Genomic DNA, 15,741 nt, shown 5'->3' with positions numbered 1-15,741 from the left:
GCGTGAAGAGTACTCCCATCATGGATCGATCCGCGCAGCCCACGGTGTGGACCGTGGCAGCCGAGCACTACCGCCAATGGCGGGACGGCTCGCCCACGGCCATGGACGAGCTCGTCCGCTGCCTGACACCGGTGCTGTGGCAGGTCGTGCGGGCCCAGCGCCTCGACGCCGAGACCGCCGCCGACGTCGTCCAGTCCACCTGGCTGGCACTGGTGCGCCACCCCGACGCCATCCGGGACGCCGACGCCGTCGGGGGATGGCTGGTGACCACCGCACGGCGTGAGGCATGGCGGGTGGTCAAGGCCGGAGCACGGACCGAGCCGATGGGCGAGCTGCCGGAGACCGGTCAGGGCGCCTCCGCCGAGCAGGAGGCGACCACGCGGTGGACCGGACGGGTGCTGTGGGACGCCGTCGCGCAGCTGTCGCAGCGGTGCCAGCGGCTGCTGCGGGTGGCGGCCTTCCTGGACCGGCCCAACTACCGGCAGCTCGCCGGGGAGCTCGACATGCCGATGGGGAGCATCGGGCCGACCCGTTCGCGGTGCCTGGCCCGATTACGGACGTTGCTTGCTGCTGAGGGGGTCGACCATGCGTGAGGACGAGGCGCTCGAGGCGCTGCGGAAGATGTGGGAGCGCGCCGATCCGGTGCCGGACGGGCTGGTCGACTCGGTCATCGTGGCCGTGGCCTCCGAAGACCTGGACGCCGAGCTGCTCAGCCTGCGCCCGGTCGAGCTCGCCGATGTGCGCGGCGAGTCCGCGCAGGTGCTGGAGTTCGTCTCCGACAGCCTGACCCTGGTGGTGCGGCTTGGCCAGGAGGCCGACGGCCGGCGCCGGGTGGACGGCTGGGCCGAGGGGATCCGGGAGGTGGCGCTGGTGCATGAGGAGTGGTCACGCACCGCCACGGTCTCGCCTGCCGGGCGGTTCGAGTTCGACAGGGTGCCCGGCGGACCGGTACGACTACGACTGCGCAGTGATGACGGTGCGTATCTGACTCCAGGATTCGAGGTATGAGATGACGGGCTGGAAGCCTCCCGCCGTATGGTCGCGGATCCGCCGCACCGGTGCCGATCCGGAGGCGGGCTGGTCCGGCACCACTTACCTGGGCGATGCGCTGCTGTGCCCGCTCGTCCCCGGCGTCGAGGAGGACCTGGCGGTCCTGGAGGAGGTGCTGGGGGAGCGGCAGTGGTCGGCGAGGATCGGCCAGGCGGTGCTGTACCCACCTGAGCGGGTGAGCGCCGAGACCGGGCTCACCGGCGCCGTCGGACGCCTCCAGGAGAGCTACGGCACGAAACCGGGGGCGGGCCCGCCGGAGCTGCGCGAGGTGTGGAAGCCGCTGTTCGGGAGCGGCCGCCGGGCCGGGCCCGAGGGCGAACCGATCGCCGCCGGCGTGCTCGAGGTGAGGCTGGCCCGCCGCCACGGCAGCCCGGTGGATCGACCGGACGCTGCCGTGGTCCTCAAGGCGGTGCAGGAGCGGCATCCGGGCGCCGTGCTCGGTCTCGACCACCCGCTCACCCTGGGCCCCTTCATCGAGACGAACCCGTTCATCGAGACCAATCCCTTCATCGAGACGAACCCCTTCATCGAGACCAACCCGTTCATCGAGACCAACCCTGCCGGCTCGTACACACGCCCCGGGCTCGGCGGGCGCCAGCCGGTGAGCCTGCCGATCCCCGCGCCGCCCCGCCGCCCCGAGGCCGGCCGCCGGGTGACCGTGGCGGTGCTGGACACCGGGTGCGGGGACCACGAGTGGCTCGAAGGGGTGGTCCGGGTGCCGCAGCTGGCGGGTGCGCCGGTCGGGCGCCACGGGTCTCCCGACCCCGAGCGTGACCCCGCGGGTGGCCCGCAGATCAGCGGGCTCGCCGGCCGTGCGGCTGGGCACGGGACCTTCATCGCCGGTCTGGTGCGCCAGGTCGCTCCCGATGCCGATGTGCTCGCCGTGCGCGTCTGTGACGGGGACGGGGTGGTGACCGAGCTCGAGCTGATCACGGTCCTGGCGCAGCTGGCGCAGTACCAGCGCAGCTCGGGTCCGGTCGATGTGGTCAACCTCTCCCTCAGCTATACCCACGAACGACCCGAGGACCGGGCCTACAGCTCGGCCCTGTACGGGGCACTGCATCAGCTGCGCGCCGACGGCACCACGGTGATCGCCTCCGCCGGGAACGCCGCCACCACGCGACCACACCTGCCGGCCGCCTTCACGCTCTCACCGGACCCGGCGGTGGCGCCGCTGGTCTCGGTCGGCGCGCTCAATCCGAACGGCACGATCGCCGCCTTCAGCAACCAGGGTAAGTGGGTCACCGGCTGGGACCAGGGCGCGGCGCTGGTGAGCACGAGCCCGCAGCTGGACTCCGGGCGCCAGCCCACGGTCCGCACCGGGCCGGGCAGCGAGACACTCGACCTCGACGACTTCCGGAGCGGCTTCGCCGTCTGGAGCGGGACGTCCTTCGCCGCTCCGCTGCTCGCCGCCCGGGTGGCGGCGATGCTCGAACCGAGCGTGCCGCCCGGCAAGGACGTGCCGGACCGGATCCGGGCCGCCGGGGCGGCACTGCGCGCGGTGGAGAAGGCACAGGACCGATGAGGTGACCCAGGTGCTCGCAGGCGGTGCGCCCGAGACCGCCGCCACCCTCCATGCCGAGGCCAGGCGCGCGGCCAACGGCGGTGACCTCCCCGAGGCGGAGCGCCTGCTCCACCGGGCGCGCCGGTGCGCCACGAGCGCGGAGGAGATCGCGCGGATCGAGGGCACCCTGGCGTTCGTCGAGGTGGAGCAGGGCCGGGCCGAGGAGGGCCTGGCCCGGTGCGTGACCGCCTACCAGGGAGCCCGGAGCGGGACGGCGGAGCACGCCGTGCTGGCCGGCCAGCTCGGCACGATCCGGTTCGTGCGCGGGGAGACCGAGGCCGCGATCGAGCTCTTCAGCACGGCTCTGGAGACGCTGGTGGGGGAGGAGCGCTGCCGCATGCTCCTCAACCGAGGGACTGCACACCTGACCGTCGCCGCCTACGACGCCGCGCGCCGCGACTTCGAGGAGGGGGCGAGGGGCCCGAACCCGGTCTCGGCCGCCAAGTGCGCCCACAACCTCGGCTACGTGCACCTGCTGCGCGGGGAGCTGGTGGACGCCCTGCGCCGGATGGACCAGGCACGCCTCGGTCTGGCCGACCTCGGTCCGGCCGTGACCGCCACGCTCGACATCGACCGCGCCGAGGCACTGGATGCCGCCGGCCTGCGCGGAGAGGCGGTCGCCCTGCTGCGGCAGGTGGCCGCACGGCTGGCGGAGACCGACCTGTGGCGGCTGCAGGGGGACGTCGACCTGCACCTGGCGCGCCGGCTCGAGGGCGAGGACGCCCGGTGGGCGGCCGAGCGTGCCGTGCGCCGCTTCGTCCAGCACGAGAACGCCGTCGAGGCGGACGAGGCGCGCGCCGTCGGGCTGCTGCTGAGGTGCCGCACCACCTCGCCCCCGGAGGCGGGTGTGCTGGACGGGCTCGCCGATCGCCTCGGGGCGGCGGGACGTTCCCACACCGCCACCGCCCTGCGGATGCGTGCCAGCGGTCTACGAGGCCGGGAGCCGGTGCCGCCCGGTCCGGAGGCACCGCTGACCGTGCGCCTGCTCGCCGGAGAGGTCTCGGCCGAGCTGGCGCTCGGATCGGGGAACACCGGCGCGGCACTGGCGGCGGCCTCGGACGCCATCGACGAGCTGGACCGGTGGCAACGCGGGATCGGCAGCCTCGAGCTGCAGTCGGTGAGCAGGCGGGTGGGGGCGCGGGTGATCCGCCTGGGGCAGCGGGCCGCCTGGCTCAGCGGGGACGCCCAGCACCTGCTCACGTGGTCGGAACGGGCGCGCGAGCTGGTGGCGCGGGTACCGGCGACGCGTCCGCCCGAACAGCTCGGCGATCTCCTTGCCGACCTGCGCCGGCTCGGCCCCGACGGGGATCCGGACCGGCGGCGCCGGCTGGTGGAGGAGATCCGGCACGGCCGCTGGCTGACCGCCGGGGAGCTGGGCACGAGAGGCACGACCAGCACTGTGACGGTGGCGGAGGTACGGCAGGCGGCGGGGCCAGGGCGCTACGTGAGCCTGATGGAGATCGAGGGCCGGCTGATCGCCCTCACCCTCGGTGACCGCGAGGACATCCTCGATCTCGGTGCCTGGGGCGAGATGGATCGCCTTCTCGGCGGTCTCGGTGCGGACCTGACGATGGCGGCCCAGCTGCGCGCACCGGTGGTCCGTGCTGCGCTCCGGGAGCGGATCGAAGGCCTGGACCGGCTCCTCGCTCCGGCGTTGCACGGCGCCGGCGCGCTGACGATCACCGCACCGGCGGTGATGGCCCGGATGCCGTGGGGGCAGCTGCCGAGCACCGCCGGTGTGCCGGTGACCGTGCCGACCTCGGCGAGCGCGTGGCTGCGCCAGGCCGCGCCCCGGCCGATCCACGGTGTCGGGGTGGTCGTCGGGCCCGGGACCCGCACCGGGAGCGCGGAGGCGGACCTGGTGCGCCGGCGATGGCACACCCGCCCCGTGCGGGAGGGGGAGGACTGCCACGACGCCGAGATCCTCGCCGCCGACGTGGACCTGCTGCACGTGAGCGCCCACGGTCAGGACCGGGAGGCGCACCCGCTCTTCGCCTCCCTCACCCTGACCGATGGCGACCTGTTCGGTCACGATGTCGAGCTCTACCCGCGGGTGCCCCCGGTGGTCGTGCTCTCGGCCTGCGGCGCCGCCGGGGGTTCGCTCGGGATGGCCCGGGCCTGGCTGCACGCGGGCGCCCGGACGGTGGTGGCGGCGCCGGCGGACATCTGCGAGGACGCCGCGCTGGAACGGTTCGGCGCCCTGCACGCGGCGCTCGCAGTCGGGCGGACGCCCGCCGCGGCGGCCGCGCTCGCGTTCGGCACGGACGCCCTCGACTGTGCGGTCCAGTGCTACGGAGCCGGCTGAGCGCGGCGCACCGATCGTGATTGGTTGACACGTCATCCAATTCGCTCGTACAGTGCAGACCAAGGTCTTGAGTGTCAGCACACGTGGACGCAGTGCCACGGCCCCGGCCGGCTGACCGGCAACCCTCCACTTGCGGTGGGGTGCCCCGGGTGACGACCTGGCCCTGGCCACCTGGTGCAGGGCAAGCGCAACACCGCGAGCGCGGTGGACGAGAGAAGGACACAGCAACAGATGATCCAGGACCGGACCCCAGTGTTCACACGGCCCGCACGGCCCGCACTGCGCTTCGCCGCCTGCATGATGTGTCGCTGTTCCATGTCGGCCTGAGCCGAACCTCGACCGGTCCCTCGGGCGCCTGGCCCCTTCGGAACCACCCTCGGTTCGCGGCTGCACACCTGCCGGTGGCGTGACAACGCCGGCGTGCACCGGCGATCGAGCTCCCCGCTCTCGCAGAACAAGGACACTCTCATGCCTGCTACGGCCACCCTGCCCACCTCGCTGATCTCCCTCGACCTGTCCGGCGCCGGCGCACCCCGTGAGTGGCGCCGTGCCGAGGACTCCGACGCCGAGTCCTTCATCATGGGCCGCCTCGCCGGCCTGGCCTCGCTGGCCGACAAGGGCGGCGTCGACCTGCTCACCCTGGACGAGACCTTCCACCACGCCGGTGTGCGCCGCCGCGACGACTGGCTCGACGGTGCCGTGGCCGCCTCCCGGCTGTCCCGCCACACCTCCCGCGCGACCCTGGTCGCCACCGTCCCGCTCGGCAGCCACCGACCCGAGCACGTCGCCGGCGCCGTGGCCAGCGTGCACCGCGCCTCCGCCGGCCGGGCCGGCTGGCAGCTCGAGGTGGCCGCCTCCGGCGCCCGGAGCCTGCGGGCCGTCGAGTCCGTCATCACCGGATGGCCGACGGCGCAGCGGGGGTCCGCCGTGGCGGCCCGCCCGCAGGTGGTCGTCCCCGTGCGCACCTCGGTCGACGGCGAGCTCGCCGCCGCCCGTGCCGACGTCGCCCGCCTGAGCGTGGCCACGCTGGAGGAGGCCCGTGCAGCACGTACCGCCATCCGGGAGGCGGCGGTGGAGTGGGGCCGCGACGCCGATGACGTGCAGGTACTGGTGGATGTGCACACCCTGATCTCGGCGGATGCGCCCAGCGCGCGCGCCCGCTGGGACCTCCTCACCTCGCTCGAGGAGCAGCCGCGCCCGGTGCCGCTGCGCTCGATCGGGACCGCCACCGACCTGGCCGACCTGTGGGCGCAGTGGGTCCACGCCGGTGCGGCCGACGGGTTCACCGTCATCCCCGCCTCGGTGCCCACCGACGTCGTCGCCCTGGTGCAGGACGTGGTGCCGCTGCTGCAGGCACGCGGACTGCGGGGCCCGCGCGCGGCGGCGGTGGAGACCGCTGCCGCCGGACGCCGCCGCGTGAGCGCCGCGCGCGCTCGGGTCACCGCCTGACCCGGCCCGTCTGACCCGGCTCGTCTGACCGGGTCGACACGGATGCGCCGGTCTGCGGCGCGATGGTGCTGCAGACCGGCGCATCCGTGTCGGCTGCGTCACCAGCGCTGGCGACCCGGCGTGTCGCGGAGGTAAACTCGCGACTGCGATCAGGGCTTCTGCGCACCAGCGGTGGGGTGGTGCGCGCGTCCGCGCACCCTGGAGCCGTGAATGTCCCCCCTGCGTTCCTACCGGAACCTCTTCTCGCTGACCGGCGTGGTCTACATCCTCGTGGCATTCCTCGCCCGGCTGCCGGTGGCGATGTCCCAGATCGGCGCGCTGCTGCTGGTCTCGGCCGCCACCGGCTCCTACGGCGCCGGCGGCGCGGCCGCGGGCGCGACCGCGGTGGTCAACGCCGTCGCCTCCCCGGTCGCGGGGGCGCTGACCGACCGGATCGGGCAGCGGCCGGTCCTGCTGGTGCAGTCGCTGGTCGGGACCGCCGGGCTGGTCTGGCTCGTGCTGGCCGCCTCCTCCTACACCTCCGGCGACCCCTGGTGGCCGCTGGTGCTCATCGCCGGGGCGAGCGGGGCATTCCTGCCGCAGGTGGGCACCCTGGCCCGGGTGCGCTGGCGCCCGATCGCGCGCCGGTCCGGCCGGTCCGAGCAACCGCTGGTCGATGCCGCGTTCTCCTACGAGGGGGCGGCCGACGAGGCGAGCTTCGTGCTCGGCCCGGCGGTGGTCGGCCTGGTGGCGGCGATGCTCAACCCGTCGGCCGCTCTGATCGCCGCCGGTGTGCTGCTGGGACTGTTCGGCACCTGGTTCGCCGTGCACCCCACGGCCGCCGTTGTGCCCCGGCGCGATGCCACGGTGAGCCGGGAGCCGCTGCCGGCCGTGCTCGTGGTGCTCGTACTCGCCCAGCTGACCATCGGGATGATCTTCGGCTCAGTTCAGGCAGGCGCCTCGGTGCTGGCCACGCAGGCGGGGGAGCCGGGGCTGACCGGGCTGCTGCACGCGCTGCTCGGGATCGGCTCGGTGACGGCCGGCCTGGCGGTGGTGGCCGTGCCGGATGTGTTCCGGTACGAGAACCGGCTGCGGGTGTTCACGGTGGCGCTGGCGCTGCTGAGCATGCCGCTGCTGCTCGTGGGCTCGATCGCCACGCTGGTGCCGGTGCTGGTGGTGCTCGGGCTGGCGATCGCCCCCTCGATGATCACCACCTTCACGCTGGCCGAGCGGATCAACCCACCCAGCCGCCTGGGCGGGGCGATGACACTGCTGGCCGCGGCCACGGGCCTGGGCTACGCCCTCGGGTCGAGCACGGCCGGCCGCCTGGCCGACTGGGGCGGCTACACGCCGGCGTTCGCGGTGACGATCGTGGGGGCCTCGCTGGCCGCCATCATCTCGCTGGTGGGGGCACGCGGGCTGCGCCGGGCCCAGGGTGCGCGACGGGCGCAGTCCGTCGACGTCGACGAGAACACTTAACAGATGTGTTAAGTGTCGGCTAGGCTGCGCGACATGACATCCACGGCGCTCCTCGACCCGGCGGCGACCGCGATCGCGAACGAGGCCCGCCGGCGGATGCTCGACCGACTCGCCGCCGGCCCCGCCACCGTCACCGAGCTCGCCGAGATTCTCGGCATCAGCGGCCCCGCCGTGCTGCGTCACCTGGACCGGCTGACCGAGGGTGGGCTCGTCACCCGGACCAAGTCCGGCCGCAGCGTCACCGTGGAGATCGTCCCGGGCAGCCTCGACGCACTCGTGATGTGGGCCACCTCGACCCGCTTGTTCTGGAGCAACCATCTCGACCGGTTCGCGGCACACATGAACTCGACGACGTCCGGGAAGGACCGGTCATGACACCGACGACGATCACGGTCTCGCGCCTCGTGAGTGCTGACCCCGAGCAGGCGTTCGCCGCCTGGGTCGAGCCTGCGCAGATGGCACAGTGGTGGTGGCCGCAGTGGCCCGACACCGAGTACGAGCTCGACGCCCGGCCGGGTGGGGAGTACCGGATCGTGAGCGCTGCCGCCGGTGTGGGCGTCACCGGCCGGTTCACCGTGGTCGACCCTCCGCTCCGTCTCGCCATGACATGGCTCTGGATCTCCGACGACGAGGCCCCCGGCGAGGGCGCCACGGACACCGTGGAGGTGAGCTTCGTCCCGACCGAGGGCGGAACGGTGGTCACCGTGCTGCACACCTCCACCACGCACGTCGCCGACGGCGGCGCCGAACAGGGGTGGAATGACGTCTTGGACCGGCTCCCCGGCCGGCGACAGCGCTGACCACGAGCCGGGCACGCCGTATCCTGGGGCGATGAGCGTGGAGACTGCGGCCCAGGTCACCGACGAGCAGGCGAGCGAGGGTGTCCGCCACCTCGCCGAGGCGGCGAAGGTCGCCTCCCGCGCCCTGCGCAGCGCCACCACCGCCACGAAGAACCAGGCTCTGCACACCCTCGCCGACGCCCTCGTGGCCGAGACCGAGCAGATCCTGACCGCCAACGCGGTCGACGTCGAGCGCGAGAGCGCCGCCGGGATGAGCCCGGGACTCGTCGACCGGCTCCGGCTGACGGGGGAGCGGATCGAGGCCATCGCGGACGCGCTGCGTGAGCTCGCCGCACTACCCGACCCGGTAGGCGAGGTGGTGCGCGGCCAGACGCTGCCGAACGGACTCACGGTCCGCCAGGTGCGGGTGCCGATGGGCGTCGTCGGGATGATCTACGAGGCCCGGCCCAATGTCACGGTCGACGCTGCCGGTCTCGCCCTCAAGAGCGGTAATGCCGTGCTGCTGCGCGGTGGGTCGGCCGCGGCGAGCAGCAACGAGACGATCGTGGCGGTCCTCGGGGACGCGCTGGAGCAGGTCGGCCTGCCGCGCGAGCTGATCCAGTCCGTGGACGCCTACGGCCGCGCCGGGGCCCGGGCGCTGATGCGCGCCCGCGGACTGGTCGACGTGCTCATCCCGCGCGGTGGCGCGGGACTCATCCAGACGGTGGTGACCGAGTCGCAGGTGCCGGTGATCGAGACCGGGGTGGGCAACTGCCACCTGTATGTGGACGCCACCGCCGATGTCGGCCAGGCGGTCGCGATCCTCCTCAATGCCAAGACGCAGCGGGTGGGGGTCTGCAACGCCGTCGAGACGTTGCTCGTGCACGCCGACGCCGCCGAGACCTTCCTTCCCGCGGCGATGTCGGCGCTGTCCCAGGCCGGGGTGCACGTGCACGGCGACGAGATCGCCCTGGGCCACGCCGGCCCGACGGCGCAGGTCAGCCCCGCCACCGAGGAGGACTGGGCGAGGGAGTACCTCAGCATGGACCTCGCGGTGCGGGTGGTGCCCGGGCTGGACGAGGCGCTGGAGCACATCCGCACCTGGTCCTCCGGCCACACCGAAGCGATCCTCAGCAACGACGTCGGCGCCGTGCAGCGCTTCACCTCCGAGCTGGACTCGGCGGCGCTGCTGGTCAACGCCTCCACGCGCTTCACCGACGGCGGCCAGCTCGGACTGGGGGCCGAGATCGGGATCTCCACCCAGAAGCTCCACGCGCGCGGCCCGATGGGCCTCGCCGAGCTGACCACCACCACGTGGATCGTGCAGGGCGAGGGACACGTACGCCCCTGAAGCGCAGTTCGGCCGACCGGGCATGACAGACTATGGGCTCGGGTCGTGACACGCAGACGAAGGAGAACGTAGATGCGCAGCTCGCTGCTGATCATCGCCGCCGAGAGCACCGAGCATGCCGCCGAAGGCCTGCATCCGATCGGTTTCGGGCTGATCGCCGGTGGTCTGCTGCTGTTCCTGCTCCTGGTGACTCTCGCTTTCCGGAGCCTGGGAACCCGCAACCGTCCGCGCTGACATGGGCACGGTCCGCAACGCTGACCGGACGTGGCGATGATCGCCGCCACCCGCGGCCCCGCTCGCGTGGGCATCATGGGCGGCACGTTCGACCCCATCCATCACGGCCACCTCGTCGCTGCCAGCGAGGTGGCGGACGAGTACCACCTCGACGAGGTCGTCTTCGTCCCCACCGGGGCGCAGCCGTTCAAGCTCGACCGCGAGGTCACCCGCGCCGAGCACCGGTACCTGATGTCGGTGATCGCCACCGCGTCCAACCCGCGCTTCTCGGTCTCGCGGGTCGATATCGACCGCCCTGGCACGACGTTCACGATCGACACCCTGCGCGATCTGCACGCGGTCTACCCGGACGCCGAGTTGTTCTTCATCACCGGGGCCGACGCCCTGGGGCAGATCCTGAAGTGGAAGGACTCCGACGCGCTCTGGGACCTCGCGCACTTCGTGGGCGTGACACGGCCCGGCCACCAGTTCGAGACCGAGAACCTGCCCTCGGGGGAGTACTCGGTGCAGGAGATCCCGGCGATGGCGATCTCCTCGACCGACTGCCGCGAGCGGGTGCAGGCCGGCAAGGCCGTCTGGTATCTGGTGCCGGACGGCGTGGTGCAATACATCGGCAAGCACGGGCTCTACGTCGATCCCACCACCTACCAATCACCGGAGGAACGCCCATGAGCGAGACGCCCACCGGCGGCCTGGGGGAGCGGCGGCGGCGCCGCGAGGCCGAACGTGCGCGTCTGGCCGAGCAGGCCACCCGGCAACCGCTGACGCGCCGGGAGCGCCGAGCGCTCGAGGATGCGCTGGCCAGTGGCGCCATCCGCGTCACCGAGAAGGGCTACGAGCCCACCGGCGAGGTGGACACGATCACCTCCGGCCAGCATGCCCTCGCACCATCCCCGACGGCGGAGCCTGCCGAGGCCGAGGACTCCCCACCGCAGGGCCCGGGCTCCGAAAGCCCCGAGAGTGCTGCGAGCCCCGAGAGCCCCGAAAGCCCTGAGAGCCCCGAGGGCTCCGAGCATCCGGACGCGCAGCACGCCGCTGCCGCCGTGGATGATGAGCCTGAGCCTGAGCCTGAGCCTGAGCCTGAGCCTGAGCCTGAGCCGAAGGTGCGCCGTCGGGTGTCCCGGCGGTCGCTGCGCCAGCAGCGCGCCGATGCCGATGCTGCCGCCGCGGCAGGAGCCGAGCCCGCGGCCGAGCGGACCTCCACCGGCCGCCGCCCCGTCATCCGGCCACCGGCCACCGCGTGGGGGATCCGTACCGTCGACGCCACCGGCGAGTTGACCGGGGTCCAGCGAGCGGTGCGCGACATCGACGAGGCTCCGGAATCGAGCCCCGAGCTGCCCGCCGAGCCGGTCGTCGAATCCGAGCAGCCGACCGGCGAACCGCCCGCGCCGCCGGCCGAGCCCGAGACCCCCGCCGCCGTCGAGCCCGAGACCCCTGCCGCCCTCGAGCCGGAGGAGGCAGAGGAGCCCGTCGAGCCGGAGGAGGCAGAGGAGGCCGACGATCGCTTCGACATGCGCCCTCGTTGGCCCAGCCTCGCCGGCACGGACACCGGCGAGAACCCCGTGCTCCGGATGGACGCCGAGCGTGAGCACGCCGTGGAGGACCGCGAGGACGAGGACGAGGACGACGATCACCACCACACCCCGCGCTGGCTGCTCGCCCTCTACATCCTCGTGCTCGTGCTGGCGGTCGCCGTCCTGGGGCTGCTGGTGTGGCGCATGGCCACCGGTGATCTCTTCACCGGTGACGCGCTCGCTGCCGCCACCGCATGGTTCACTGACACCGCATCCGCCGACATCGCGCAGACCGACGCGACCTACTGAGGAGACACGTGCCCGCTGACGATCGTTCCCGCCATCTCGCCGCCGTCGCGGCCCGCGCCGCCACGGGCATCAAGGCCCGCGAGATCATCGCCCTCGACGTCTCCGAACAGCTGGTGCTCACGGACGTCTTCGTGGTGGCCTCGGGCTCGACCGAGCGCCAGGTCCGCTCGATCGTGGAGGCCGTGGAGGAGGCGATGCGGGCCGAGGGCGTCAAGGCCGTCCGTAAGGAGGGTGCCTCGGAGGGCCGCTGGGTGCTGCTGGACTTCACCGACATCATCGTCCACGTCCAGCACGAGGAGGACCGGGTGTTCTACGCCCTGGAGCGGCTCTGGAAGGACTGCCCGATCGTCGAGCTGCCCGATGACGCCCGCGGCGAGACCGGCCCGGACCAGGCTCCGTGACCGCCGGCACGGTCATCTTCTGGCGCCACGGGCAAACGGACTACAACCTCGAGGGACGCTTGCAGGGGCAGGTCGACACGCCCCTCAACGAGACCGGCCGGCAGCAGGCCAAGGTCGCTGCCACGGCGCTCGCCCAGGCCGGCCCGACGGCGATCCTCACCTCGGACCTGGGGCGCGCCGTGGTGACCGCCCAGGCGCTCGGGGAACAGACCGGGCTGCCGGTGCGCTCCGAGGCAGGGGTGCGCGAGCGCAGTTTCGGGCAGTGGGAGGGGCTGACTCACCCGGAGGTCGAGGCAGGCTGGCCGGAGCAGTTCCAGGTGTGGCAGAGCGGGGGTCACCCGCAGGGTGTCGGCGCCGAGACCCGCCGTGAGGTTGGTCACAGGGTGGCGCAGGCCGTGGCGGACGCGGCCCAGGCCCTGAGCGCCTCGGACGTGCTCGTGGTGACCTCCCACGGAGCGGCGATCTCGTGCGGGATCTCCGCCCTGCTGGGGCAGGACGCCGAGCAGTGGCGCGGCATCACGGGGGTGGGCAACTGCCACTGGTCGGTGTTGCACCACGCCGGCGACGGTCACCCGGGCTGGCGGCTCGCCGCGCACAACGTCGGCGTACCGGACCTCGATTTCGCACCAGCGGCACGGATCGTCTAGACTCGAGTCCGCTCGCAAGGGCACCCGGGGCTATGGCGCAGTTGGTAGCGCGCTTCCATGGCATGGAAGAGGTCGGGGGTTCGAATCCCCCTAGCTCCACCGATGTGATGTCGCAGGACATCGGAATAGCCCGAACCCACGGATTGTGGGTTCGGGCTAGTTCTTTGTGGGGGCTGGTCCTGGGGGGCGTCCGGTGGGTTGGTAGCGCTTGGTGGGGTCGAGGGTGAGCTCGCGCAGGATCTCGCCGGTGGCGGCATTGATGATGGTGATGTCGAGGTCGGCGATGAGGAGGATCACGGGGGTTCGGGCGTGGGTTCGTCCGATGCCGATGTGGTGGAGGGTGCCGCCGTGGCGGAGGGTGACTTTGCCGGCGGTATCGACGCGGTCGTGGCGCACGCGGTGGTGAGGTTCGCCGGGTGTGGTGGCGGGGGTGGCCTTGGGGCGGGTGGTGTAGGCGGTGGCCGGGGTTGCCCGGTGGGGTAGAGACCGGTGGGGGCGTCGGTGGTTGTACTCGGTGGTGAACTCATCGAGCAGCGCTTGCAGGGCGGTGATGGTGGTGGGCTGGTCGGGGCGGGCGCGTAGCCACTTCTTGAGGGTCTGCTGGAAGCGCTCGACTTTGCCCTGGGTGGTGGGGTGGCCAGGCTTGCCGTTCTTCTGGATGATGCCGCGGCGGTGCAGTTCGGTCTCCAGTGCGGTGCGTCCACCGCGGCGCTTCTTGCTGGCCAGGCGCACGGTGTAGACCAGGCCGTTGTCGGTCAGGGTGGAGGCGGGGTAGCCGTGTTCGCGGGCGGTCTGGGCGAAGGTGGCGGCCACGATGGTGGAGGTGATCGCTTTGTGGGCGCTCAGGTGCAGCACGGCGCGGGAGTGGTCATCGAGCCAGGTGATGATCTCGGTGTCGGCGCCGGCGCGTCCGCTGGGGCGGGTGAGGCGGTAGTGGGTGAAGTCCGATTGCCAGCACTCGTTCGGCTGCGCGGCTTCGAAACGCACGTAGGAGGACTTCGGTCGCTTCTTCGGCTCGGCGGTGATGAGCCCGGCGCGGGTCAGGATCCGGTGGATCGTGGCCCGGTGGACCTCGATGTGGTGGGTGTGGCCCAGGTGCCAGGCGATCGTTTCGGCGCCGCAGTCCAGGCCAGCACGCGACAGGCGGGCGCGGATGGCCACGATCAGCTCCACGACCTCGGCATCGGTGGCCCTCGGCGTGGTGTGGGGGCGCCGCGAGCGTGGGACGAATGCGGCCTCGCCCTCGAGCCGATAGCGGGCCATCAGCTTGGAGATCCAACTCTGGGATACGCCGTAGCGGCGAGCGATGGCGGACTGAGACTGGCCCGAGTTCACCGCGGTCACCACCAGGCGTCGCTTGTTGTCCATAGACCACGAGCCTGGCCACAGCGGCTATACCGATCTCGTGCGACACCCCTATTCCCATGACCCGCGACACCCTATTCCGATGTCCTGCACCAGCACACCCCTAGCTCCACCGAGGTGATGTCGCAGGAGATCGCCGAAAGCCCGGATCCGCCGATGGTGGATCCGGGCTTCTTTCGTGCCCGGTGGCCGCGTGTGATCGGCTCAGGAGTCGTCCGACTTCTGCGACCGGCCGCGTGAGAGCCGCAGCCTCCTGCCGCGGGCGACGTCCTCGCGTTCCTGCCCCTCCTTCTTCTCGCTCGCCCTGGTGTCGCGCGGGGGCAGCTGGATGTCCTCCTCGGCCTCGATGCCGGCCTGCAGCTGGCGCGAGCGCTCGGCCTCGGCGTCGACCTCGGCACCGAAGAGCAGCGCAAGGTTCATCACGTAGATCCACAGCAGCGCGATGATCACCCCGGCCAGCGATCCGTAGGTCTGGTTGTAGCTGCCGAAGTTGGCCAGATAGAAGCCGACCCCCACCGACGCGAGGATCGCCACGACGATGGCGATGATCGCACCCGGGGAGATCCACCTCATCTTCGGCTGCTTCACGTTCGGTGTGAAGTAGTAGAGCAGGGCCACCACGAGCACCACGACGGCGAGCAGGACCGGCCAGCGGGCGATGCTCCAGATCGTCACCGCGACCCCGCCCAGCCCGATCGCCGAGCCGATGGCCTCGGCCACCGGGCCCGAGATCGCGAGCAGGACCACACTGAGGGCGACGAGCACCAGCAGGACGAGGGTCAGCAGGTACATCGCGGGGCGCAGCTTCCACACCGGGCGCCCCTCGGTCGTCTCGTAGATGCGGTTCATCGCCCGGGAGAACGCGTTGACGTAGTTCGACGCCGTCCACAGCGCGGCCGCCAGACCGAGGATCAGCCCGAGGCCGGGCGCGGGTGCCTCGGTCAGGGATCGGAGCACTGGCTCCAGCGTGCTCATCGCGTCGGCCGGCACGAGGTCCTCCGCCATGGAGATGAGCGTGGTGGTGGTGCCTCCCTGTCCGACCAGGCTCAGCAGCGAGACCAGCGCGATGGCAGCCGGGAAGATCGACAGCACGGCGTAGTAGGTCAGCCCCGCGGCGAGGTCCGTGCACCCGTCGCCGAGGAACTCGCGCACCGCCTTGCGCGCGGTGTACGTCCACGACGCCCGGTGAAGGTCGGTCGGTGAGTCAGGCTTGTGCGCGTGCTTGTCGTGGTGGTGCCGCGAGCGCTTCGCCTCCGGGGCGGATGAGCGGTGGTCCGGCTGCTGGTCCATGGTCTGGCCTCCTTCGACTCACCTG

General features: G+C 72.3%; 16 protein-coding genes, 1 tRNA gene and 1 riboswitch. Of the genes, 15 read left to right on the top strand and 2 right to left on the bottom strand.

The genetic code is table 11. The annotated features are described in order from the left end of the window. Nucleotides 1–20 precede the first annotated feature (20 nt). The 15 genes from LQF12_RS10550 (at nt 21) to LQF12_RS10480 (ending at nt 13,160) form a co-directional block, all read left to right on the top strand. A complete protein-coding gene (locus LQF12_RS10550; RefSeq protein ID WP_231052894.1) occupies nt 21–593 on the top strand; it encodes an RNA polymerase sigma factor in 573 nt (190 codons plus the stop codon). Further along, nucleotides 586–1,008, top strand: coding sequence for a hypothetical protein (locus LQF12_RS10545; RefSeq protein WP_231052893.1), 423 nt, complete (start codon nt 586–588; stop codon nt 1,006–1,008). Before LQF12_RS10550 ends, LQF12_RS10545 begins: the two co-directional genes overlap by 8 nt. A 1-nt stretch (nt 1,009) precedes the next feature. Next, a complete protein-coding gene (locus tag LQF12_RS10540) occupies nt 1,010–2,575 on the top strand; it encodes a S8 family peptidase (RefSeq protein WP_231052892.1) in 1,566 nt (521 codons plus the stop codon). Between the two features lies 1 nt (nt 2,576). After that, complete coding sequence (locus LQF12_RS10535; protein ID WP_231052891.1) at nt 2,577–4,919, top strand: CHAT domain-containing protein; 2,343 nt, start codon at nt 2,577–2,579, stop codon at nt 4,917–4,919. A 63-nt stretch (nt 4,920–4,982) separates the two neighbouring features. Next, nucleotides 4,983–5,113, top strand: a riboswitch (SAM riboswitch). A 274-nt stretch (nt 5,114–5,387) separates the two neighbouring features. Then, nucleotides 5,388–6,368, top strand: a complete 981-nt coding sequence (locus LQF12_RS10530; RefSeq protein ID WP_231052890.1) for an LLM class oxidoreductase — start codon at nt 5,388–5,390, stop codon at nt 6,366–6,368. 210 nt (nt 6,369–6,578) lie between these two features. After that, nucleotides 6,579–7,826 (top strand): MFS transporter, encoded by a 1,248-nt coding sequence (locus tag LQF12_RS10525; RefSeq protein ID WP_231052889.1) that lies wholly within the window; start codon nt 6,579–6,581, stop codon nt 7,824–7,826. 33 nt (nt 7,827–7,859) lie between these two features. Then, a complete protein-coding gene (locus LQF12_RS10520; RefSeq protein ID WP_231052888.1) occupies nt 7,860–8,201 on the top strand; it encodes an ArsR/SmtB family transcription factor in 342 nt (113 codons plus the stop codon). Next, on the top strand, nt 8,198–8,626 hold the full coding sequence (locus LQF12_RS10515; RefSeq protein WP_231052887.1) for an SRPBCC family protein: 429 nt from the start codon (nt 8,198–8,200) through the stop codon (nt 8,624–8,626). Before LQF12_RS10520 ends, LQF12_RS10515 begins: the two co-directional genes overlap by 4 nt. A 31-nt stretch (nt 8,627–8,657) precedes the next feature. Further along, the gene (locus LQF12_RS10510; protein WP_231052886.1) at nt 8,658–9,956 is read left to right on the top strand and encodes a glutamate-5-semialdehyde dehydrogenase; all 1,299 of its coding nucleotides are present in this window, start codon (nt 8,658–8,660) and stop codon (nt 9,954–9,956) included. A 72-nt stretch (nt 9,957–10,028) separates the two neighbouring features. After that, nucleotides 10,029–10,190 (top strand): hypothetical protein, encoded by a 162-nt coding sequence (locus LQF12_RS10505; protein WP_231052885.1) that lies wholly within the window; start codon nt 10,029–10,031, stop codon nt 10,188–10,190. A 36-nt stretch (nt 10,191–10,226) separates the two neighbouring features. Further along, a complete protein-coding gene (gene nadD / locus LQF12_RS10500) occupies nt 10,227–10,862 on the top strand; it encodes a nicotinate-nucleotide adenylyltransferase (protein WP_231055583.1) in 636 nt (211 codons plus the stop codon). Then, on the top strand, nt 10,859–12,013 hold the full coding sequence (locus tag LQF12_RS10495; RefSeq protein ID WP_231052884.1) for a hypothetical protein: 1,155 nt from the start codon (nt 10,859–10,861) through the stop codon (nt 12,011–12,013). The genes nadD and LQF12_RS10495 overlap by 4 nt, the downstream gene beginning before the upstream one ends. Before the next feature lie 8 nt (nt 12,014–12,021). Beyond that, nucleotides 12,022–12,414 carry a ribosome silencing factor gene (gene rsfS, locus LQF12_RS10490; RefSeq protein ID WP_231052883.1) on the top strand — a complete coding sequence of 131 codons (393 nt, stop codon included), beginning with the start codon at nt 12,022–12,024 and terminating at the stop codon, nt 12,412–12,414. Further along, nucleotides 12,411–13,061 (top strand): histidine phosphatase family protein, encoded by a 651-nt coding sequence (locus LQF12_RS10485; protein WP_231052882.1) that lies wholly within the window; start codon nt 12,411–12,413, stop codon nt 13,059–13,061. Before rsfS ends, LQF12_RS10485 begins: the two co-directional genes overlap by 4 nt. Before the next feature lie 26 nt (nt 13,062–13,087). Beyond that, a tRNA-Ala gene (locus tag LQF12_RS10480) sits at nt 13,088–13,160 on the top strand. A gap of 57 nt (nt 13,161–13,217) precedes the next feature. Here LQF12_RS10480 and LQF12_RS10475 read toward each other — a convergent pair. Together LQF12_RS10475 and LQF12_RS10470 are read right to left on the bottom strand one after the other, a co-directional pair. Next, on the bottom strand, nt 13,218–14,429 hold the full coding sequence (locus tag LQF12_RS10475) for an IS481 family transposase (protein WP_231052881.1): 1,212 nt from the start codon (nt 14,427–14,429) through the stop codon (nt 13,218–13,220). 201 nt (nt 14,430–14,630) lie between these two features. Next, nucleotides 14,631–15,716 (bottom strand): YihY/virulence factor BrkB family protein, encoded by a 1,086-nt coding sequence (locus LQF12_RS10470; RefSeq protein ID WP_231052880.1) that lies wholly within the window; start codon nt 15,714–15,716, stop codon nt 14,631–14,633. Nucleotides 15,717–15,741: the final 25 nt, after the last annotated feature.

The sequence above is a fragment of the Ruania suaedae genome, assembly GCF_021049265.1.
Classification (GTDB): Bacteria; Actinomycetota; Actinomycetes; order Actinomycetales; family Beutenbergiaceae; genus Ruania; species Ruania suaedae.
Note: the sequence above shows the minus strand (reverse complement) of the source record. Positions and strands in the feature narration are given on the sequence as shown.